Origin of the sequence: Streptomyces sp. NPDC017225, assembly GCF_044331465.1 — a bacterium.
Taxonomy (GTDB): domain Bacteria; phylum Actinomycetota; class Actinomycetes; order Streptomycetales; family Streptomycetaceae; genus Streptomyces.
Genome location: NZ_JBIRNE010000014.1, coordinates 23375 through 38643 on the forward strand (window position 1 = coordinate 23375; position 15269 = coordinate 38643).

Consider the following 15269-nt stretch of genomic DNA (forward strand, 5'->3'; position numbering starts at 1 on the left):
GTGTCAGTTCGCGCGCCGCGCCCGCAGTACGGCGAAGGCGCCCCCGCCGATCACGACCACGGCTGCGGCGGCACCCAGCGCGATCCACAACGTGCTGCCACTGTCGTCCGACGCATCGGACGACACGGTCTTCGCATCACCCGATCCTGCTCCCGCCGGCTTGTCCGCAGAAGACCCGTCCGCGCCTTGTGACCCGGCTGTTGCACCCGCGGACGGCTCAGAAGAGGAGGATGCCGGAGGAATCTCCGTCACCAGCTTCTCCCCCTTCTCCTTGTTCCACTTCCCGAGCGGGTCGGAATACGGCTCGCCGGGATCGTAGTCCGGGTTCGCCAGCACCGAGCGGGGGCGGATGGTCCCATAGCCCGCGTACTGAGTCGGGTCGTCCTTCGGCCAGTCACGGCTGGCGGTGTCGATCAGGGAGCGGGTGACCTGATTGGCCGTCCAGTCCGGGTGAGCGGACCAAATGAGGGCGGCAGCGCCTGCGGCGATTGCCGTGGCGGAGCTGGTTCCCTCGAGATCGGGACAGTACGACTTGAAACTGGCCTGACAGTATCCGGGAATACCCTCTCCAGGCGCGACCAGGTCTACGTAGTTACCATGCGACGAGAATTCAGAAATATTACTACCCTCGTCCATCGATGAAACACCTAGCACATACGGAGCCGAAGCCGGGTATCCAATAAGACCCTCGCTCTCGCCATCGTTTCCTACAGCTGCGATCAGCAGCTTTCCTTTTGAAGCGGCATACTTGATCGCTTTCTTCACGTCCAGATCAAGGTAGTAGCCACCATAGGACATGCTGATGATCTTAGCGTCGGTGTCGGCAGCGGCTTTGATCGCTTCCGCTGACACGGCTGTCTTTCGCGTCTCTTCCGCCCCTTTCAGGCCTCGGAGCTGAATGCGATAAGGGACAATCTTTGCCCCCGGCGCGATACCTTGCAGCCCATCATTGGCTCCCGTGCCTGCGATCAGCTCAGCCATACTCGTGCCGTGGCCCGCGTAGTCGTCCGTGGCACCATAGGCAACCGCCTTCGGGACTTCGTCCACCAGAACCTGGCCGCTGAGGGAAGAGGTATTGGGATTCACACCTGTGTCAATGACAGCAACCTTGACACCTTCCCCTGTGCTGACCTTCCACATCTGCTCGACCTGCATGGGCTTCAAATACCACTGTTCCGACTCAACGTCGAACGCTGCAGCATTCGGAGCAAACCCCACACCCACAGCCGTCAAAGCGCCGACGACCGCGCTCACAGCACGCACTCGTCGCACGCGCCGTGTCCTGCGAAAGACATTCCGCTCGGCCAGTCGACTGGTCCCCGGCTTCATAACGTTGTACGTCCTCGTTAGCGCTTAGTTGACGACTGGCGGCACGTCGCGCCGCTGCTGGGCAGGCAGGTGAGTCTCTTGGTTTTCGCTCGGACGGCCGGAACGCAGTGTCTCTTCCTCATCGCGATCTCCGGCAGGTCTTCCGCGGCCGCCCGGGCCACGCACTAGGCCGGCTCCTCCGCGGGTCATACCATTTCGCTCGGCGTGGGCTGCGGAACTGCGTGCGGCAGGGCTGCCAGTGATGAACTCAGACCTTGATGGGGCGGTAAGAGGCCTGTTCGTGGTAGGACCAGGCCTGACGGCGGGGGGCGGTCCACCGAAGATGCCGCCCTGTCCAGAACGACGGTCGGCCGACCGGGAGCCGACTGCCGCTTCGGCACCAACAACCGTGCCACGGGGGATTCTCTGTCCGCTCTTCGTCGGCGTTGCAGCACTCGTCACAGGCCGGCCCCCAACCACGCCGTTCGCACGACCGGCGCCGCTTGCAGCGCCACCATGCGGCATTGGAGCAGACGTCCCCCCCTGCCGTGCGGTACCGCCGGTCACTCCCGAGCCCATCGGTGACGGCCCTGCTGCAGGGGAAACTCCCTTTGCGAGTGCCTGACCGCTCGCCGCAGTGCGCCCCGTCTGGCCAACAGGTGCGCTCCCCACAGCACGGCCTGAAGCCCCGCTAGTCACGCCGACCCTACCTGTTCCTCCTTGGGGGGTCAGTGGGCCCCGGGCACCGCTCGGTCCGCCAGCTCCCTTACTTGGCACCGTATTTGGAACCGGCATCCCATACCCGGTACCGAACGTGTTGGCCGTTCCGCTGTTTCCGCCCGGTGCTCCGGTAGTTGAGGTGATATTCCCAGTGGTGGACGGCGCCGAGGACGGCAGGGTACCGACACTGTCGATAGTCGTACCGACCCCAACGCTCGGCTCCGCAATGACCCTTGTGACCTCTGTGGGCCGCAGAGTGGTGTCAGTTGATTCGTGTAATTCGACCGGAGCCACTGCGGCGGCCGATGACTGATGCCCCAGAACGCCGGCCGTACCGCTCGTCCTTGATGATACCGAAGCAGCGCCCCCGAAAACCAGATCTTCGCTACTAGTGGGAGGAGGCTTCGGCACCCCCACGTCCGGCATCGACTTGAACTCCGGGGCCGTCAGGCTCTCCAGTTGTTCTCTGGATACCGCGTAGTACGACGACAACCGATTCATCAGGTTGATCGCCTCCTGACGGTCCTTCTCAACCCGGACCGCGGTGGCGTATTCCTCGTTGCCGTCGACCTGTTTGGGGGCCGGAATCTGTTCGGGCGGCAGTGCCTTGTCCGGCGGCCGTGTATCCCTTTGAGGCATGGCTTTGCGTACCGCCGCCAGGCCTACGGCAGCAGCGGTGATCTGATCGCCCGCCCCACCGGCGAAGGCGCTCAGGTCATACGTACTGGTGACCAGCGACCGTCCCCACTTGCGGAAGGCCTCGCCCGACTCCCCGACCCAGTGGACTTCCCCGATGTGGCCGTCCAGTTCCTTGGCGGCGTCCGTGATGGCGTCCCGCGCCTCCCACAGAGCCCTGCCGGACGACTCCAGGTCCTCCGGGTTGGTCTGCTCGACCAGGTCGATCATGGCGTTGAGGCGGTGGCGCTCAAAGTCTGTGCGGCCGTCCATCGCTCGCCCGAACGGCGTCTTGTCCACAGCAGAGCGCACCAGACCATTGAAGATTCCCCCAAGGAATCCGCCACTCGGCCGCTCTTCGACGAAACGGGTGAGGTCCGTGACCGAGTTCTGCTGGGAGACTCGCTCCAGGTCCTCTTCATGCTGCTTGTCGGTCATCGTCACAGGTCCCCGGTGGTCTTGTTGCCCTCAGTGCGCTGCTTGCCGTCCGCGGTACCCTCAACCTGCTCGATCTGCATCTGGATCGCCCAGAAGCGCCGGCGCTGTTCCTCTTCGAGGTTGTCGAAGCCCACATGCGCACCCTGAACGGCGATACTGATCGCCTCGATCTGCAGGTGCAGCGTCTTCGAGAGAGAAGTGAGCTTCTCGTGAACCCGGTTGTACTCCAGGTACAGGGCGTGCGCCTCCGGGAAGGCATCCGCGCTGCCGCTGTTCAATGACCCCGGCTTGATCGTCTGGGCACCGACTCGCTTGGGGTTACCAGGCGAACCTTCGAGATCGCTCAGGGCTCCGTCCACCCGCTTCACGAACGTACTCAGCGCCTCGCCAGTGACCTCCAGGTTTGCTGCCCTGGCGGTCGACACGCCCCCCACCATGTCTGCTGGAAGCACGTCGCTCCCTCCCCGTTTCCCCGTAGAACCATGGCTGCGGCCGACTGGCCGCTCACATCCGCGTTCGCAAAGCGAACCACGCGCACCATGCGATCACTACTGTAGTGAACCGGTACGACAGGGCCAACCGTGATGCGTGTGGGTTCAGCTACAAGTCAGCCACGAGTGTGACGCTTTGGGTGAGCTTCTTCGAGCTGGCCACCGATCGGGTGACGGGCATGAAGCGCAACGAGCGAGGCCCCCGAGCTGTTGATCGAGATGTCTGACGTCTCAATCACGTTGCTCGGAGGCCTCGTTGGTCATCCATTCTGCCGCACTCGACCTGCCGCACGCACTCGTGGAGTGGGTCACCATGCTCATCGTCACCCGTGAGGGCGACCGCCGCTGCAAGCTCCGTCCGTCCCAGCGCGCGATGGTGGCACTGGTGTACCTGCGCGAGCACACCACTCTGGCGAAGATCGACGCCGGGTTCGGGATCAGCGAGTCCACCGCCCACGCCTACACCAGCGCGGTCATCCACCTGCTCGCCGAACGTGCACCGGGCCTGCTGAAGACGCTGCGCGAGCACGAACCCGACTTCGTCCTGCTCGACGGCACCCTCGCCGACTGCGACCGGGTCGGCGACGGCCGGGCCGAGTACTCCCACAAACACCGGCGCCACGGTGTGAACGTGCAGGTCATCACCGATCCCGAAGGCCGGCTGCTGTGGATCTCACCCGCGCTGCCGGGCCGAACCCACGACCTGACCGCCGCCCGCACCCACCGCATCATCCGGATCTGCGAGCGCCAGGGCGTCCCTATCCTGGCCGATCTCGCCTACCAGGGCGGCGGCCCCTGGCTGACCACGGGCATCAAGCGCAGGCCCCTGCAGGACCTCACGCCCACCGAGAAGACCGTCAACCGGGCCCTGGCCGCGACACGAGCACCTGTCGAACGGGGTGTCGCCCGATTGAAGTCCTGGCGGATCTTCCGCAGGGCCCGCTGCAGTCCGAAGCGCATGACGTCAATCGCCAAAGCCGTCCTGACCCTGGAGAGGCAACGCTGAAGAAGCTCAGTGATTTACGCTCAATGGCGGGGGCGCTGCGCTCGAAGCCCAGGACTGCGCTCGAACGGTACGAGGCCTCGCTGAACGGCACTGAGGGGCGCCGGAAACTCGAAAGCCACGTGTAGGAGCTTTGATTCATGGCACGCCCTCCGGCCCACCTTCTTGAGCTTCGCCCACATGCGGTGCGCCTGATCGCCAGCAGTCCGTCAGGGCCGAGCCGTTGACAGAGAACCGATGGCGCCCCCGGTCCTGGGCCAGTTACCCCTCTCGGCGGGGTAGTCCTGTTCTCAGCGGCTCCGCGCAGCCGCGCGCCATCTGTACCTACCCGGTCCGGCTCGGTGAACAACCGGCATGGGCGGACGGTGTCACGGCAGGAGCAGCAGCGCTGGACCAGTGGAAGTCCGGTCACCCTGGTCGTACGGCAGATCACGGCCCCGAGCTACCCGCTGAACCACACCTTGGCGAAGAACACCCGTCAGGGAGGGCGCACCCAGGCTCCTTCCCTGTGCCGTGTCCATGAGTCCTCGGTCGGAACAGCCTTGGTCAGGAAGCTACTGTTGGGCAGCCGAACCGCTTGCTGACGGTGTCGATGAAGTTGGTGAGCAGGTCCTGAATGCGGGGAGCGCCCGGCGTCTCGACCGCGGCGGTGAAGGCCTGGCCGAACTCCATGGAGAAGTACGTCGGAGTGCCTGCGCAGTCGGCGACCACGTGCCGGTTGTCGAAGCCCGACATCTGGTGGCCGGCCACCTGCGGCAGCTCGGTGTATCCGGGAGAGGAACGGATGCCCGCCGCGATGTGCGGATCCTGGGTCACGGCATAGGTGGCGTGTTCCGCGACCTCGCACGCCCAGGTGGGGCCGGGCCGTCCTGGACCGTCTGCGTCTCCTTGGTCCGGTTCTCCGGACGCCCGGGGAACTTCAGGCCCGCCAGGCCGCACACCGCCCCGTCCCCGACCCGGTGCTCTTCCGGGACGGCAGCGAGGCTGTCGGGAGAAACCACCTGCAGGGCCAGTATGTACACCGGGGCAACTGGGGCACTTCGGACGCTCCTGCAGTGCTCTGCCGCACAGTTGCTAACTTGAGGCTGAGTCCGGGCACCGCAGGACGCCGTCCGCTCGCCAACGGCGGCGATTGTTTCGTACACGGGGAAGGTAGCCGTCCATGGCATGGGACGAGTGGGAGCAGCTCAAGGCCGACGCGCTGGAGCGGCAGCAGGGGTCCTCCACGCACATGCAGTTGAACCAAATGGATGGCGGCGGGCCGACGAGCGCTCCACCGAGTCACTACGGGAGCCTGGAAGTCAAGAACGACGCCCTGACCAAGGTCGGCAAGGACGCCCACGATCTGTACAACCAGCTGTGGGACAAGGCGCGGGTCCACATCGCCAGCAGTGACACCGCCGCCGGCAGTCTGTCGAAACAGGGCTTCGCGCTCGGGGCGGGGCTTCAGCATGTGTCGAACCGGTGGGAGGAACAGCTCAAGTCCCTCATGGACGCATGCGCCCAGATCTCCAACCACATGCAGGTCTCGAAGAAGATCCATGACGGCGACGAGGGTTACATCCAACGGCAGATGAGCAGTATTGCGACGCTGGACTCAGGCTTCAATGAACGGGTTGGAGAACCTGGCGAGAAGAACAAGATTTACGGCGAGCGCAGCGAGAAGAAGGACGACTGACTCAGATATGGAACTCGAAGCTCTGCGCGACGCCAATTTCAAGCTGGTCGACGACGCTGTCACGGACTGGTCGACACTCGTCGATAATCTTAAAACGATGAAGACGGACGCCGAGGACAATCTTCACCAGGGCGCCAACAAGGCCGACTGGGCCGGAGTGAATGCCAAGGTGTCCAAGGAGTTCATCGGCAAGACTGCCGGCGAGTTCACCGACGCCCACACCCAGGCGGAGACCATCTACAAGATCCTCAACGACACGGTGGGCGAGCTGAAGGGCTACCACCAGCAACTCCTCGACGCCCTTGAGGGCGGCCGGAAGAAGAACCTCACGGTCATCGGCTACGAGGGTGGCTTCACCGTCACCACGAACGTGCCCCCCGAGGCCCGCAGCAAGATGGACCAGGACAACAAGGGCGACATCACCGCGCTGCGTGACCAGATCCAGGGGATCCTCAACAAGGCCACCGAGAGCGACAACACGGCCAAGACCGTCCTCCAGGCCATCGCCGACCAGAGCAAACTGGGGTTCTCGGACGCGAACTACACCGACCGGGACTCCGCCGCCGAGGCCGTCAAGAAGGCCGACGAGCTGGCCGCCCTCGCCAAGAAGGACCCGGCCGACCTCAGCGTCAAGGACTTCGACAGGCTCAACGCCGGGCTGAAGAAGTACGCCGACGACGAGCTGTTCGCCGAGCGGTTCGCCACCGCGCTCGGGCCGAAGAACACGCTTGAGCTCTGGACCGGGATCAATGACCCGCAGCGAGGCACCTACGAGCTGGGCCGAGAGCGCCTGGAGCAGTTCGACGACTTGCAGCGCAGCCTGGGCATGACGCTGGCACACGCCACTCAGAGCGATTCCGCGGCGATGACCGACTGGAAGCGCACGATGATCGACATCGGCGACAAGCCGCTGTACGGCGACCGGGGCGGACCCATGGGATTCCAGGTCATGAGCAACCTCATGCGGACCGGTGACTACGACGACCGGTTCCTCAAGGACTACGGCACGAAGCTCATGGCCACCGAGCGGAAACTCACGGGGAACGGGGAGCACGAAAACCGCTTTTGGAGCAACAGCGCCATGTCTCCTTGGCTTAATCGGATCGGGGACGACAGCGGGATTGACCCACTGACGGGATACCTGAAGGGACTGTCCAACAGCCCTGATGCGGCTACCGACTTCTTCAATCAAGAGTTCGTGTCGAAGAAAGACCCGGACAACCCGTTCGAACGGGACACTGATGGCAACGGAAAGAACGGAAAGGTTACCCTCTCCAATTTCCAGTACCTCTTCGAGGAGCGGGACTGGCCACAGGAATCGAACTCAAAGGGTGATGAGCTTTACACCGGGCAGAACAACCTGGCTCTGGCCTTGGAGGCTGCAACGACAGGGCACCCGGCCGGCGAGCTGCCTTCGGCGGACACACCGCCCCACAATGCACAACAGGCAAAGCTGATGGAGAGTCTGGTCTCCTCCATCGCGGACAACCCGGAGCGACTGACCGGCCACGGCTACATGTCTGACAGCATCGGCCAGATTACATCCGAGTACCTTCCGGACCTGAACCGTGCGATGAGCGATGAGCAGCGGGATCCGAAATCGGCAGACTGGAATGCCATCGAAAAATTGTATCCAGTCGCCGGCTCGGAAGCCGAGCTTACGCACACGGACGTAAGTAAACTCCTCTTTGCCATCGGCCAGAACCCGGAGGGGTATGCCGCCGTTGAGGTCGGCCAAAAGGACTACATGGCACGGCTCATGGATTACCACTTGAATCCAGACCTCCCATCGGATCAACGTGTTTCCGAGAACTATCAGCTGCTTGCCGAGAAAATCGCAGGGCGATCGGGAGAAGTCTCTGGAACTCTTGGACTGGGTGCCCAAGAATTTATCGGGAAGGAGGCGTCAGACAAGGACAAAGGATACGAGAATGCTATCGCTCAGCGGAAAAACATGATTTCTGGCGCGGTAGGTACCGTAGTAGGCGTGGGCACATCCTTCGTTGCGACGCCATGGGTCGGCGCTGCGGTCGGCGGCGGCACAGCAACCGTGACAAGCGTTGTCCTGGAAGAACTGTTCCAGGACGCAGAAGGAAAAGCAAAGGCGGAAGCTCAAACCACTGGTGGCCAGTACTGGCATCAAGGCTTGGTGAGAGGCATGGATATCACGCAGTCGGCCGTGCGAGAATCAGCAGACAAGTACCCCACGATAGATGCCGATGACGTCACATCGGCTGCCGGAGAAGCCAGTCGTCAGGGTTATATCAACGCTCGAGCAATTCTCGATGGGCAGGCGCCCGGAAGCATCACGGAGTATTCATGAGAACGCGACGGAGGGGAGGCGCCGACGAGCGCCGCCAGAAAATCTCAGGGATCAGCACTTTCATCTCCTTCCCGACGCTCGTTACGATCATTGCTCTTACCCTGGTCACGGCATGCAGCAGTCAAGAGCAAGATCGCGATTATGCGGTGCCTGACAGTTTGTGTGGAACATCGGTGAATGCAGAGGAAATCACACCGTTCCTCCCTGCAGGAAAAAGCATAGAAGTGACCAAAGAAGAGCACTATGCGACTGAAATTTGCAAGGTCGTAGTCGATGAAACATTGATTCTTACTGCCACTCAGGCCTGGGTAGGTCAAGGGAAAACTACGGCCTACTTCGCATCAGGGCAGACCCTGGAAACACCCAAACTCTCGGCCGAATCAGGGCGGTATCGATTCTCCGGAAACGAGGGGTTCGGCAAGACTCGCAGTTGCGTAGACCGCGAGCACAAGCAGGAACTGTACGTGGCACTGCAATTTCAGGGATCGAAACACAGCGACTCCGATGCCATCGAGCAGCTCGTTACTGCCTACACCGAAAAGGTCGAAGATTCTTCCGCATGCACGGCAGGTGCGCAGTAGCATCACTGCGACGGTGCAGGGCGACGAGCCTTTCGCCTGGCGGTTCGCGACCATGCTTAAGCCACGGTGAGCCTGGCCTGGAGAGCGTCGTCAATCAGGCGCCAGGCGTGCTCTTCAGCAGGCCCCCGTCCGGCTCGTCACCCTGTACGAGTAGCTCGGGATCGTGACCGTCCCAGAGCCTCCCGCGATTCCTGGGGGCTGGTAGTCGTCTTCCTTCGTGCGGGTGCGGTTCACCGCGACGCAGAAGGCGACGTCCGCGCCGTTGGCCGTGACGGTGTACGAGGCCTGGCTCGGAGTATTGCCAGGTGACGAGGCCGCGTCCACCCCGAGTTGCGGGGCGTCGCCGGCACCATGCTCGATGACCTCGTTCTCGATCATCCTGGCGTTGTCCTGGTCGACGTGGGCCTCGCTGCCGTGGATGTCACCGAGCTTCGAGGTTCCGTCCACAGCCGTGACTGCGCCCTGTACCGCACTGGTCAGTTCGTCGTCGCTCCACTTGGAGTCGTCCTCGACGGCCAGGCCTTGGACGCCCACCCAGAGGCAGGTGGCGGCCATGGTGAGGAGCAGCACGCGCGCGGCGACGAAGGCCGCGTCGGGGACCTCGGGGGCCGAGGGATTCAACGACGTGCGCCAGGAGCGAACCCGGTCGGCCTTGACGCACGCCATGGCGATCAGGATGGCCGCCAGGATGAAGGTGATCACCGACAGCGTGGTCATACCTGTTCTCCCCGTCCACCCCGCCGCCGTGAGTCCCGTACCGCCACCGCCGTGCCGCCGAGGCCCGCTGCCAGTACCAGGCCGCCGACGACCACGTAGGTGCCCAGGCGGGTGTTGCGTTCCTCGGCCGTCTCGCCGAGATGGAGGGGGGCCACGTCGGGGGCCTTCGCGCGGGCGCCTGCCTGTTCGGCCGCAGGGGACTCCACGGGGTGTGCCGGGTCCACGTCCGTCAGGGCCTTGACCGGGTCGATAACGCCCCAGCCGACGAGGCGGTCGTGGCCGGGTATGGAACGCTCCGCCGTCTGCTCGATCTGGGCGACGATCTGCGCGGCCGTCCACTTGGGGTACTCGGCCTTCAGCAGTGCGGCCACCGCCGCCACGTAGGGGGCGGAGAAACTGGTTCCGTTGTCGGAGCAGTGGCCGCCGCCCGGCACGGTGGAGATCATGTCGACGCCGGGAGCCGCCACGCCCACGAACGCGCCTGCCTGGGAGAAGGGAGCGCGTTCGTTGTTGCGATCGGACGATGCTACGGCGAGGACTCCCTCGTACGAGGCCGGGTAGGTTGTCTTGTCCTCGCCGCCGAGGCCGTCGTTGCCCGCTGAGGCGACGACCACGACCTGCTTGCCCAGGGCGTAGTCGACGGCCGACTTCAGGGCCGAGTCGGGTTTGACGGCGTTGGCCGTGTCCTGGGAGACGTTGATGACGTCGGCGCCCACGTCCACGGCGTGGCGGATCGACGTGGCGAGCGTCTCCGCCGTGCCGTTGCCCTCCGCGTCGTTCTGCTTGATCGGGATGATCGAGGCCTCCGGGGCCAGGCCCACGAAACCGGTGTCCTCGGCGGGGCGGGCCGCGATGATGCCGGCCACTCGCGTGCCATGACCGACGGTGTCCGTGGTGCCGTGCGCGTTGCCGCGCTCGATCTTTTCGCCCTCTTTGTTCTCGGGGGGCAGGTAGTTCTTACCCTTGGACTCGTCGACGGCGGTGGCGAGTTGGGGGTGCTTCACGTCGACGCCCGTGTCGATCACCGCGACCTGGACGCCCTCGCCTTTCGACTGCGCCCACAGTGCGTCGAGGTTGACGCGTTGCAGGGCCCACGGTCTGCCCGCGTACTTCTCGGAGGGGAAGGTGCACTGACCACCGTCGGCCGCCCACGCCTCGGGTGCGGCGGCGAGCACGAGTACCGTCGGTGCGACGAGCACGGAAGCGGCGAGCACGGCGCCCGTCAGCGCCCGGACACGACCTCGGCAACTGGGAAGTCGCCCGGCGAAAGACCTCGCAAGAGGCCCGGTCCGCCGTTCGGTGAGGGTCTTCGTCTGTTTCTGCATACTCGTGCTCTTCCAGGGTGCCATGGCGGTTACGAGCCCTGCGGCTGGCGTGCGGCCGCCTCCGACAGTCGTGGCCCGGTGGGCAGGAACGTCGACCACTGCGCCGGGACGGGTGAAGGGTTCACGTCCTCGTAGCCGAGCCGGGTCTGGGCGATCCGGGACTCACTCAGTTCCTGCTCACGCTGCTTGTCTGAGGTTCCGATGCCCTTGTCGTCGGTGGCGCTGTCGCTGTTGGACTGGAGGGCGTAGCGCAGCCCCGTGTCGGTGACCAGGAAGATGCCGCCGGCCTTCGTCTCGGTGCCCTGGATCTGCCGGTAGAGCTGTCCGGAGCCGGGCGTGACGTACGCGCTGGAGGAGCCGGTGGGCAGTTGGTCGGGGAATTCCGTGCTCGCCCAGGTGGAAAGGGTCGTCTCGCCGTTCTTGGCGTTCACCGAGCGCAGGACGTTGCAGACGGTGTTGCGGCCGGAGGTGGCGGATGAGCCATCGTTGACCGTCCTCGGACGGTACGACGGCCAGTTCCGCTGTCCCTCGAACTTCGTGCTGTCGACGACCGCGCCGGGGCTGACCTGCTGTGCTTCGCCGGCCTGACCGACGTTGACGAGGTCGCCGCTGTTGAGGAGCAGGGTGGCGGTGAACTCCGAGACGCGGGCCACGTCGCCGCTCAGGACGACGTAGTACTGCATGCGCCGGCCGTCGTAGGCCTTGATGACCATGCCCACTTTGTCGTACTGCCCGAGCATGTCGGAGGCTCCCGCGTCCGCGCCGGGCGTGCCCTCGATCTCCGGGATGTCGACCGGGTCGCCCTTGTGGAGGGTGTCCAGCCATTCCTGGGAGACCCGTTGGGGGGTTCGGCCCTGGGTGTCGAGCGCCTTGAGAAGTTCCTTGTCGTCCGGGTCGGCCAGCGGGTAGGCGTAACCGCGTGAGTCGACCACGTACTGGGAGGTGCCGTCCGGTCCGACGACGTACATCAGGTCGCCCCCGGAGAGCTTGTTCTTGCCCTCCGTCTTGGACCATTCCTTCTCGGCGAATACGAACGCCGCCTTCTGGATGGCCCGGCCGCCGGGGCCAGGGCGCTCGCAGACCACCCAGCGCTTGGCGGTCCCGGCCTCGTCGGGTCCGGGCAGCCGGTCGGGGGCGTAGGGAATGCCGATCGTGGCACCGTGTCGTGGCTTGCCGCTGTCGAGAACACCTTCGTCGACCGTGATGACGCTGTCCTTGTCGGGGTCGAGGAGGAGCTTGGCGGAGGCCATGTTGAGTACCGGGTGCAGTTGCTTCTGCCCCTCGGTCTTCAGCACGACGTACCGGGTCGTGGAGTCGCTCGCCACGATCACGTGCTCCCCGACTTTGTCCCAGCCCTTCGGTGCCGTCGGGCTGAACAGGCCGATCGCTCCGAAAACGGCGAGGACGACAATGCCGACGACGACACCGGGCACGATCGCCCGCAGTGGTCTGGGCGCGCCTTCCTCCGAACCTGAGGGGGAAGGTTGCAGATAGGACGCGAGTGTGCGGCGCTTCGCGAAGGTGTAGGCGTTCAGTTCATCGCGCCGTGATGCCATGTCTCTTCGTTCTCTCCCCGTGCGAGGGCTTGGCGGAGCGGGGGACACAGCAGTCGGTCACTGTTCCCTCTCCCGCTCCGGTTGCCTCCGGAACCTCGGCCGTCAGACCCGGCCCCTACTATGCCCGTTGCCTGATGGTGCAAGGGGCACGGGTAGGCTTCCGAAGCCTGCCGTGTGCTGAGCACAGTATCTTTGGTGAGAGTTCGGGGGATTTGGAGTGATGGCTTCAGCATCGCGGGCCCGGTCGCGCTCGCGCTCGGCGCCCCGCCGTCCCGACGCGGCGCCGGGCGCCCAGGAGCCGGCGTCGCCGGCCCAGGGTCCGGTCACACCGCGTTTGCAGGCTCGTCCGGCACGCGGCGGTTCCGTCGCCCTCCAGCGGCTGGTGCTGCTGGAGCTGGCCGCCGCGCTGATGGTGTGCGGCTGGCTGATCGGGCCGGTCGCGTTGGTGCCGTCGGCCGTCGCCGCCGTCGTGCTGGTGCTTCTGGCGGTGGTACGCCGACGGCGGCGCTCCCTGCCGGAATGGCTGGTGAGTCACCTGGCGCTGCGCGCGCGTCTCCGTAGTGCCCCGCACGTTCCGGTACCGCAGGGCATCGACGCCGGCCTGGTCCCTGCCGTGGAGTGCGAGCCGAACCTGCGCACGTACAGCTTCGTCCCCCAGAACGAACGTGACCGGCGGCCGGTAGGCATGGTGGGTGACGGGGGCTTCCTCACCGCCGTGCTCCAGGTGGAGGCCGACTCCGGAGCGCTGCGCGCCGACCGCGGTCGCAGACCGCTCCCCCTCGCCCTGGTCCGGGACGCGCTCGACGTCGACGGCATTCGCCTGGAGTCGGCGCAGATCGTGCTGCACACGCAGACCGCGCCCGCTCCCCACCTGCCGCGGCAGTCGGTCGTGGTGACCAACTACGCGCAGCTGCAGGCCGAGATCGCGTCTCCCGCCGTCCGCATCATGTGGATCGCGCTGAAACTCGATCCGGAGCTGTGCCCGGACGCGGTGGCCGCCCGCGGCGGTGGACTGTCGGGGGCCCAGAAGTGCCTGGTGCGGTCGTCGGAGCACTTGTCCAGCCGGCTCACCGGGGCCGGATTTCGGGCGAACCTGCTGAGCGAGGAGGAGCTGTCGTCCGCTCTCGCCACCTCGATGTGCGCGAATCCGATGGTAACCGTCCAGACCGGACAGGGTGACTCGGCCCGGCGGCGGACCGAGGAGTCCAGCCGTAGTTGGCGGTGCGACAACCGGCGGCACACCACGTACTGGGTGCGCCGGTGGCCCCCGTTCGGGGGGCAGAGTGTCGGGTTGCCGCAGTTGGTGGCCCAGTTGACAGCGGTGCCCGCACTGGCGACCACCTTCAGTCTGACCCTGGCACCGAGTGGCCACCAGGACGTGACGATCACGGGGCACGTGCGGGTAACCGGCCGCAGCAGCACCGAACTGGCGGACGCCCGCCGGGGCCTGGAACATGTCGCGCGTCAGGCGCGGACCGGGATCGTACGTCTGGATCGCGAGCAACTGCCCGGAATGCTCGCCACGTTGCCGCTCGGAGGTGTCCGCTGATGGTCCCGACGCCACCTACCGCCCCCACTGGTCCGGCCGCCGCCGGGCCACCGGTCACGGACATGCGGGAACGTCTGCGCACCGGTTTCGGCCTACTGGGTCCTCGCCATCCACGGCACACGCTCTCCAAGGACCAAGTCGAAACGCTCGCCCTGCCCATCGGGGACGACGGTGTCGTGGTGGGAGTCAACAGCGAAGGGCAGCCCGCGGTGCTGGGGGTGAACCGGCCGACGCCGTTCGACATCCTGTTCATCGGCGGGCTGTGGACCACTCAGATCCTGGCGCTGCGCGTGGCTGCGACCGGTGCGAGAGTCGCCGTGGAGACCGGCCGTCCGGGTCACTGGGCACAGGTGGTGCAGGCGGTCGGCGGCGGTCAGTCGGGCATGACCGTGCACGAGGTGGGTCGGGTGCCCCCGCAGGGTGCCTCGGCGATGTCACCGGTTCTGGTCATCCGTGACTGCGGTATGCGCCCGCCGCGTGGTCGGGTGGTTTCGGCGCCCTGGCAGTCGGTGCTGACGCTGCTGCCCTATCTGAGTCCGCTCGCACCGCGGTTGATGCGCCAGGCGCGCCTGGTGGGCGTGCAACGTGTCTCACCGGATGAGTCGGTGGAGATCGGCCGTGTGACCGGCCTGCCCCGCTCGGAATACGAGGCGCTTCCGACTCTTGCCGACGGGGTCACCCTGTGGTGTACGGAACGGGACCGGCAGTACGTGATGACGGAGCCGACCGACGCGGAGGCCGGCCTCCTGGGTACACCGCGGAGGATGGACTGACTCGACCACGTCGACTGGATCGCCCGATTACGTCCGGTATGACGGTCAAGCCAAGCATCTGTGCGCGAGTCGTGGCGTCAGACGCCGGAGTGGACAGGGGTACGGGGCATGACGGGGTCGGGTCGCTCGTGA

Annotated in this window: 12 protein-coding genes; 6 read left to right on the forward strand and 6 right to left on the reverse strand. The window is 65.4% G+C overall.

The genetic code is table 11. From position 1 onward, the window contains the following. Positions 1–3: 3 nt before the first annotated feature. On the reverse strand, positions 4–1263 hold the full coding sequence (locus ACH4NX_RS27005; protein ID WP_398129060.1) for a S8 family serine peptidase: 1260 nt from the start codon (positions 1261–1263) through the stop codon (positions 4–6). Positions 1264–3143: 1880 nt separating this feature from the next. After that, positions 3144–3593: a hypothetical protein gene (locus ACH4NX_RS27010; protein WP_345598036.1), complete on the reverse strand. Its 450-nt coding sequence runs from the start codon at positions 3591–3593 to the stop codon at positions 3144–3146. Positions 3594–3888: 295 nt separating this feature from the next. On the opposite strand from ACH4NX_RS27010, the gene ACH4NX_RS27015 reads away from it, so the two are divergent. Beyond that, entirely contained in the window at positions 3889–4638 is a 750-nt protein-coding gene (locus ACH4NX_RS27015; RefSeq protein WP_398128996.1) for a transposase family protein, read from the forward strand. A 543-nt stretch (positions 4639–5181) separates the two neighbouring features. On the opposite strand, the gene ACH4NX_RS27020 is transcribed toward ACH4NX_RS27015, so the two are convergent. Continuing rightward, positions 5182–5451, reverse strand: coding sequence for a hypothetical protein (locus tag ACH4NX_RS27020; RefSeq protein WP_398128997.1), 270 nt, complete (start codon positions 5449–5451; stop codon positions 5182–5184). A 346-nt stretch (positions 5452–5797) separates the two neighbouring features. Here ACH4NX_RS27020 and ACH4NX_RS27025 point away from each other — a divergent pair, with 346 nt between their 5' ends. From ACH4NX_RS27025 to ACH4NX_RS27035, 3 genes are read left to right on the forward strand one after another with little or no spacing between them, the layout of a single operon-like run. Beyond that, entirely contained in the window at positions 5798–6313 is a 516-nt protein-coding gene (locus tag ACH4NX_RS27025; protein ID WP_398128998.1) for a hypothetical protein, read from the forward strand. Positions 6314–6320: 7 nt separating this feature from the next. Further along, entirely contained in the window at positions 6321–8636 is a 2316-nt protein-coding gene (locus ACH4NX_RS27030; protein WP_398128999.1) for a hypothetical protein, read from the forward strand. Then, the gene (locus tag ACH4NX_RS27035; RefSeq protein WP_398129000.1) at positions 8633–9217 is read left to right on the forward strand and encodes a hypothetical protein; all 585 of its coding nucleotides are present in this window, start codon (positions 8633–8635) and stop codon (positions 9215–9217) included. Before ACH4NX_RS27030 ends, ACH4NX_RS27035 begins: the two co-directional genes overlap by 4 nt. A 114-nt stretch (positions 9218–9331) precedes the next feature. Here ACH4NX_RS27035 and ACH4NX_RS27040 read toward each other — a convergent pair whose 3' ends face one another. From ACH4NX_RS27040 to eccB, 3 genes are all read right to left on the reverse strand, one after another. Continuing rightward, positions 9332–9934: a hypothetical protein gene (locus ACH4NX_RS27040; protein ID WP_398129001.1), complete on the reverse strand. Its 603-nt coding sequence runs from the start codon at positions 9932–9934 to the stop codon at positions 9332–9334. Continuing rightward, the gene (mycP, locus tag ACH4NX_RS27045; protein ID WP_398129002.1) at positions 9931–11148 is read right to left on the reverse strand and encodes a type VII secretion-associated serine protease mycosin; all 1218 of its coding nucleotides are present in this window, start codon (positions 11146–11148) and stop codon (positions 9931–9933) included. Before mycP ends, ACH4NX_RS27040 begins: the two co-directional genes overlap by 4 nt. A gap of 140 nt (positions 11149–11288) precedes the next feature. After that, complete coding sequence (eccB, locus tag ACH4NX_RS27050; RefSeq protein ID WP_398129003.1) at positions 11289–12815, reverse strand: type VII secretion protein EccB; 1527 nt, start codon at positions 12813–12815, stop codon at positions 11289–11291. Between the two features lie 220 nt (positions 12816–13035). On the opposite strand from eccB, the gene eccE reads away from it, so the two are divergent. Together eccE and ACH4NX_RS27060 are read left to right on the forward strand one after the other, a co-directional pair. Further along, positions 13036–14364, forward strand: a complete 1329-nt coding sequence (gene eccE, locus ACH4NX_RS27055; RefSeq protein WP_398129004.1) for a type VII secretion protein EccE — start codon at positions 13036–13038, stop codon at positions 14362–14364. Next, entirely contained in the window at positions 14364–15137 is a 774-nt protein-coding gene (locus ACH4NX_RS27060) for a hypothetical protein (RefSeq protein ID WP_398129005.1), read from the forward strand. Before eccE ends, ACH4NX_RS27060 begins: the two co-directional genes overlap by 1 nt. The last annotated feature ends 132 nt before the right edge of the window (positions 15138–15269 follow it).

What these genes read in the sequence shown, in the direction of transcription:
- ACH4NX_RS27025 (WP_398128998.1), top strand. Translation starts at nt 5,798, where the DNA reads ATGGCATGGGACGAGTGGGAGCAGCTCAAGGCCGACGCGCTGGAGCGG.
- ACH4NX_RS27030 (WP_398128999.1), top strand. Translation starts at nt 6,321, where the DNA reads ATGGAACTCGAAGCTCTGCGCGACGCCAATTTCAAGCTGGTCGACGAC.
- ACH4NX_RS27035 (WP_398129000.1), top strand. Translation starts at nt 8,633, where the DNA reads ATGAGAACGCGACGGAGGGGAGGCGCCGACGAGCGCCGCCAGAAAATC.
- ACH4NX_RS27040 (WP_398129001.1), bottom strand. Translation starts at nt 9,934, where the DNA reads ATGACCACGCTGTCGGTGATCACCTTCATCCTGGCGGCCATCCTGATC.
- eccB (WP_398129003.1), bottom strand. Translation starts at nt 12,815, where the DNA reads ATGGCATCACGGCGCGATGAACTGAACGCCTACACCTTCGCGAAGCGC.
- eccE (WP_398129004.1), top strand. Translation starts at nt 13,036, where the DNA reads ATGGCTTCAGCATCGCGGGCCCGGTCGCGCTCGCGCTCGGCGCCCCGC.
- ACH4NX_RS27060 (WP_398129005.1), top strand. Translation starts at nt 14,364, where the DNA reads ATGGTCCCGACGCCACCTACCGCCCCCACTGGTCCGGCCGCCGCCGGG.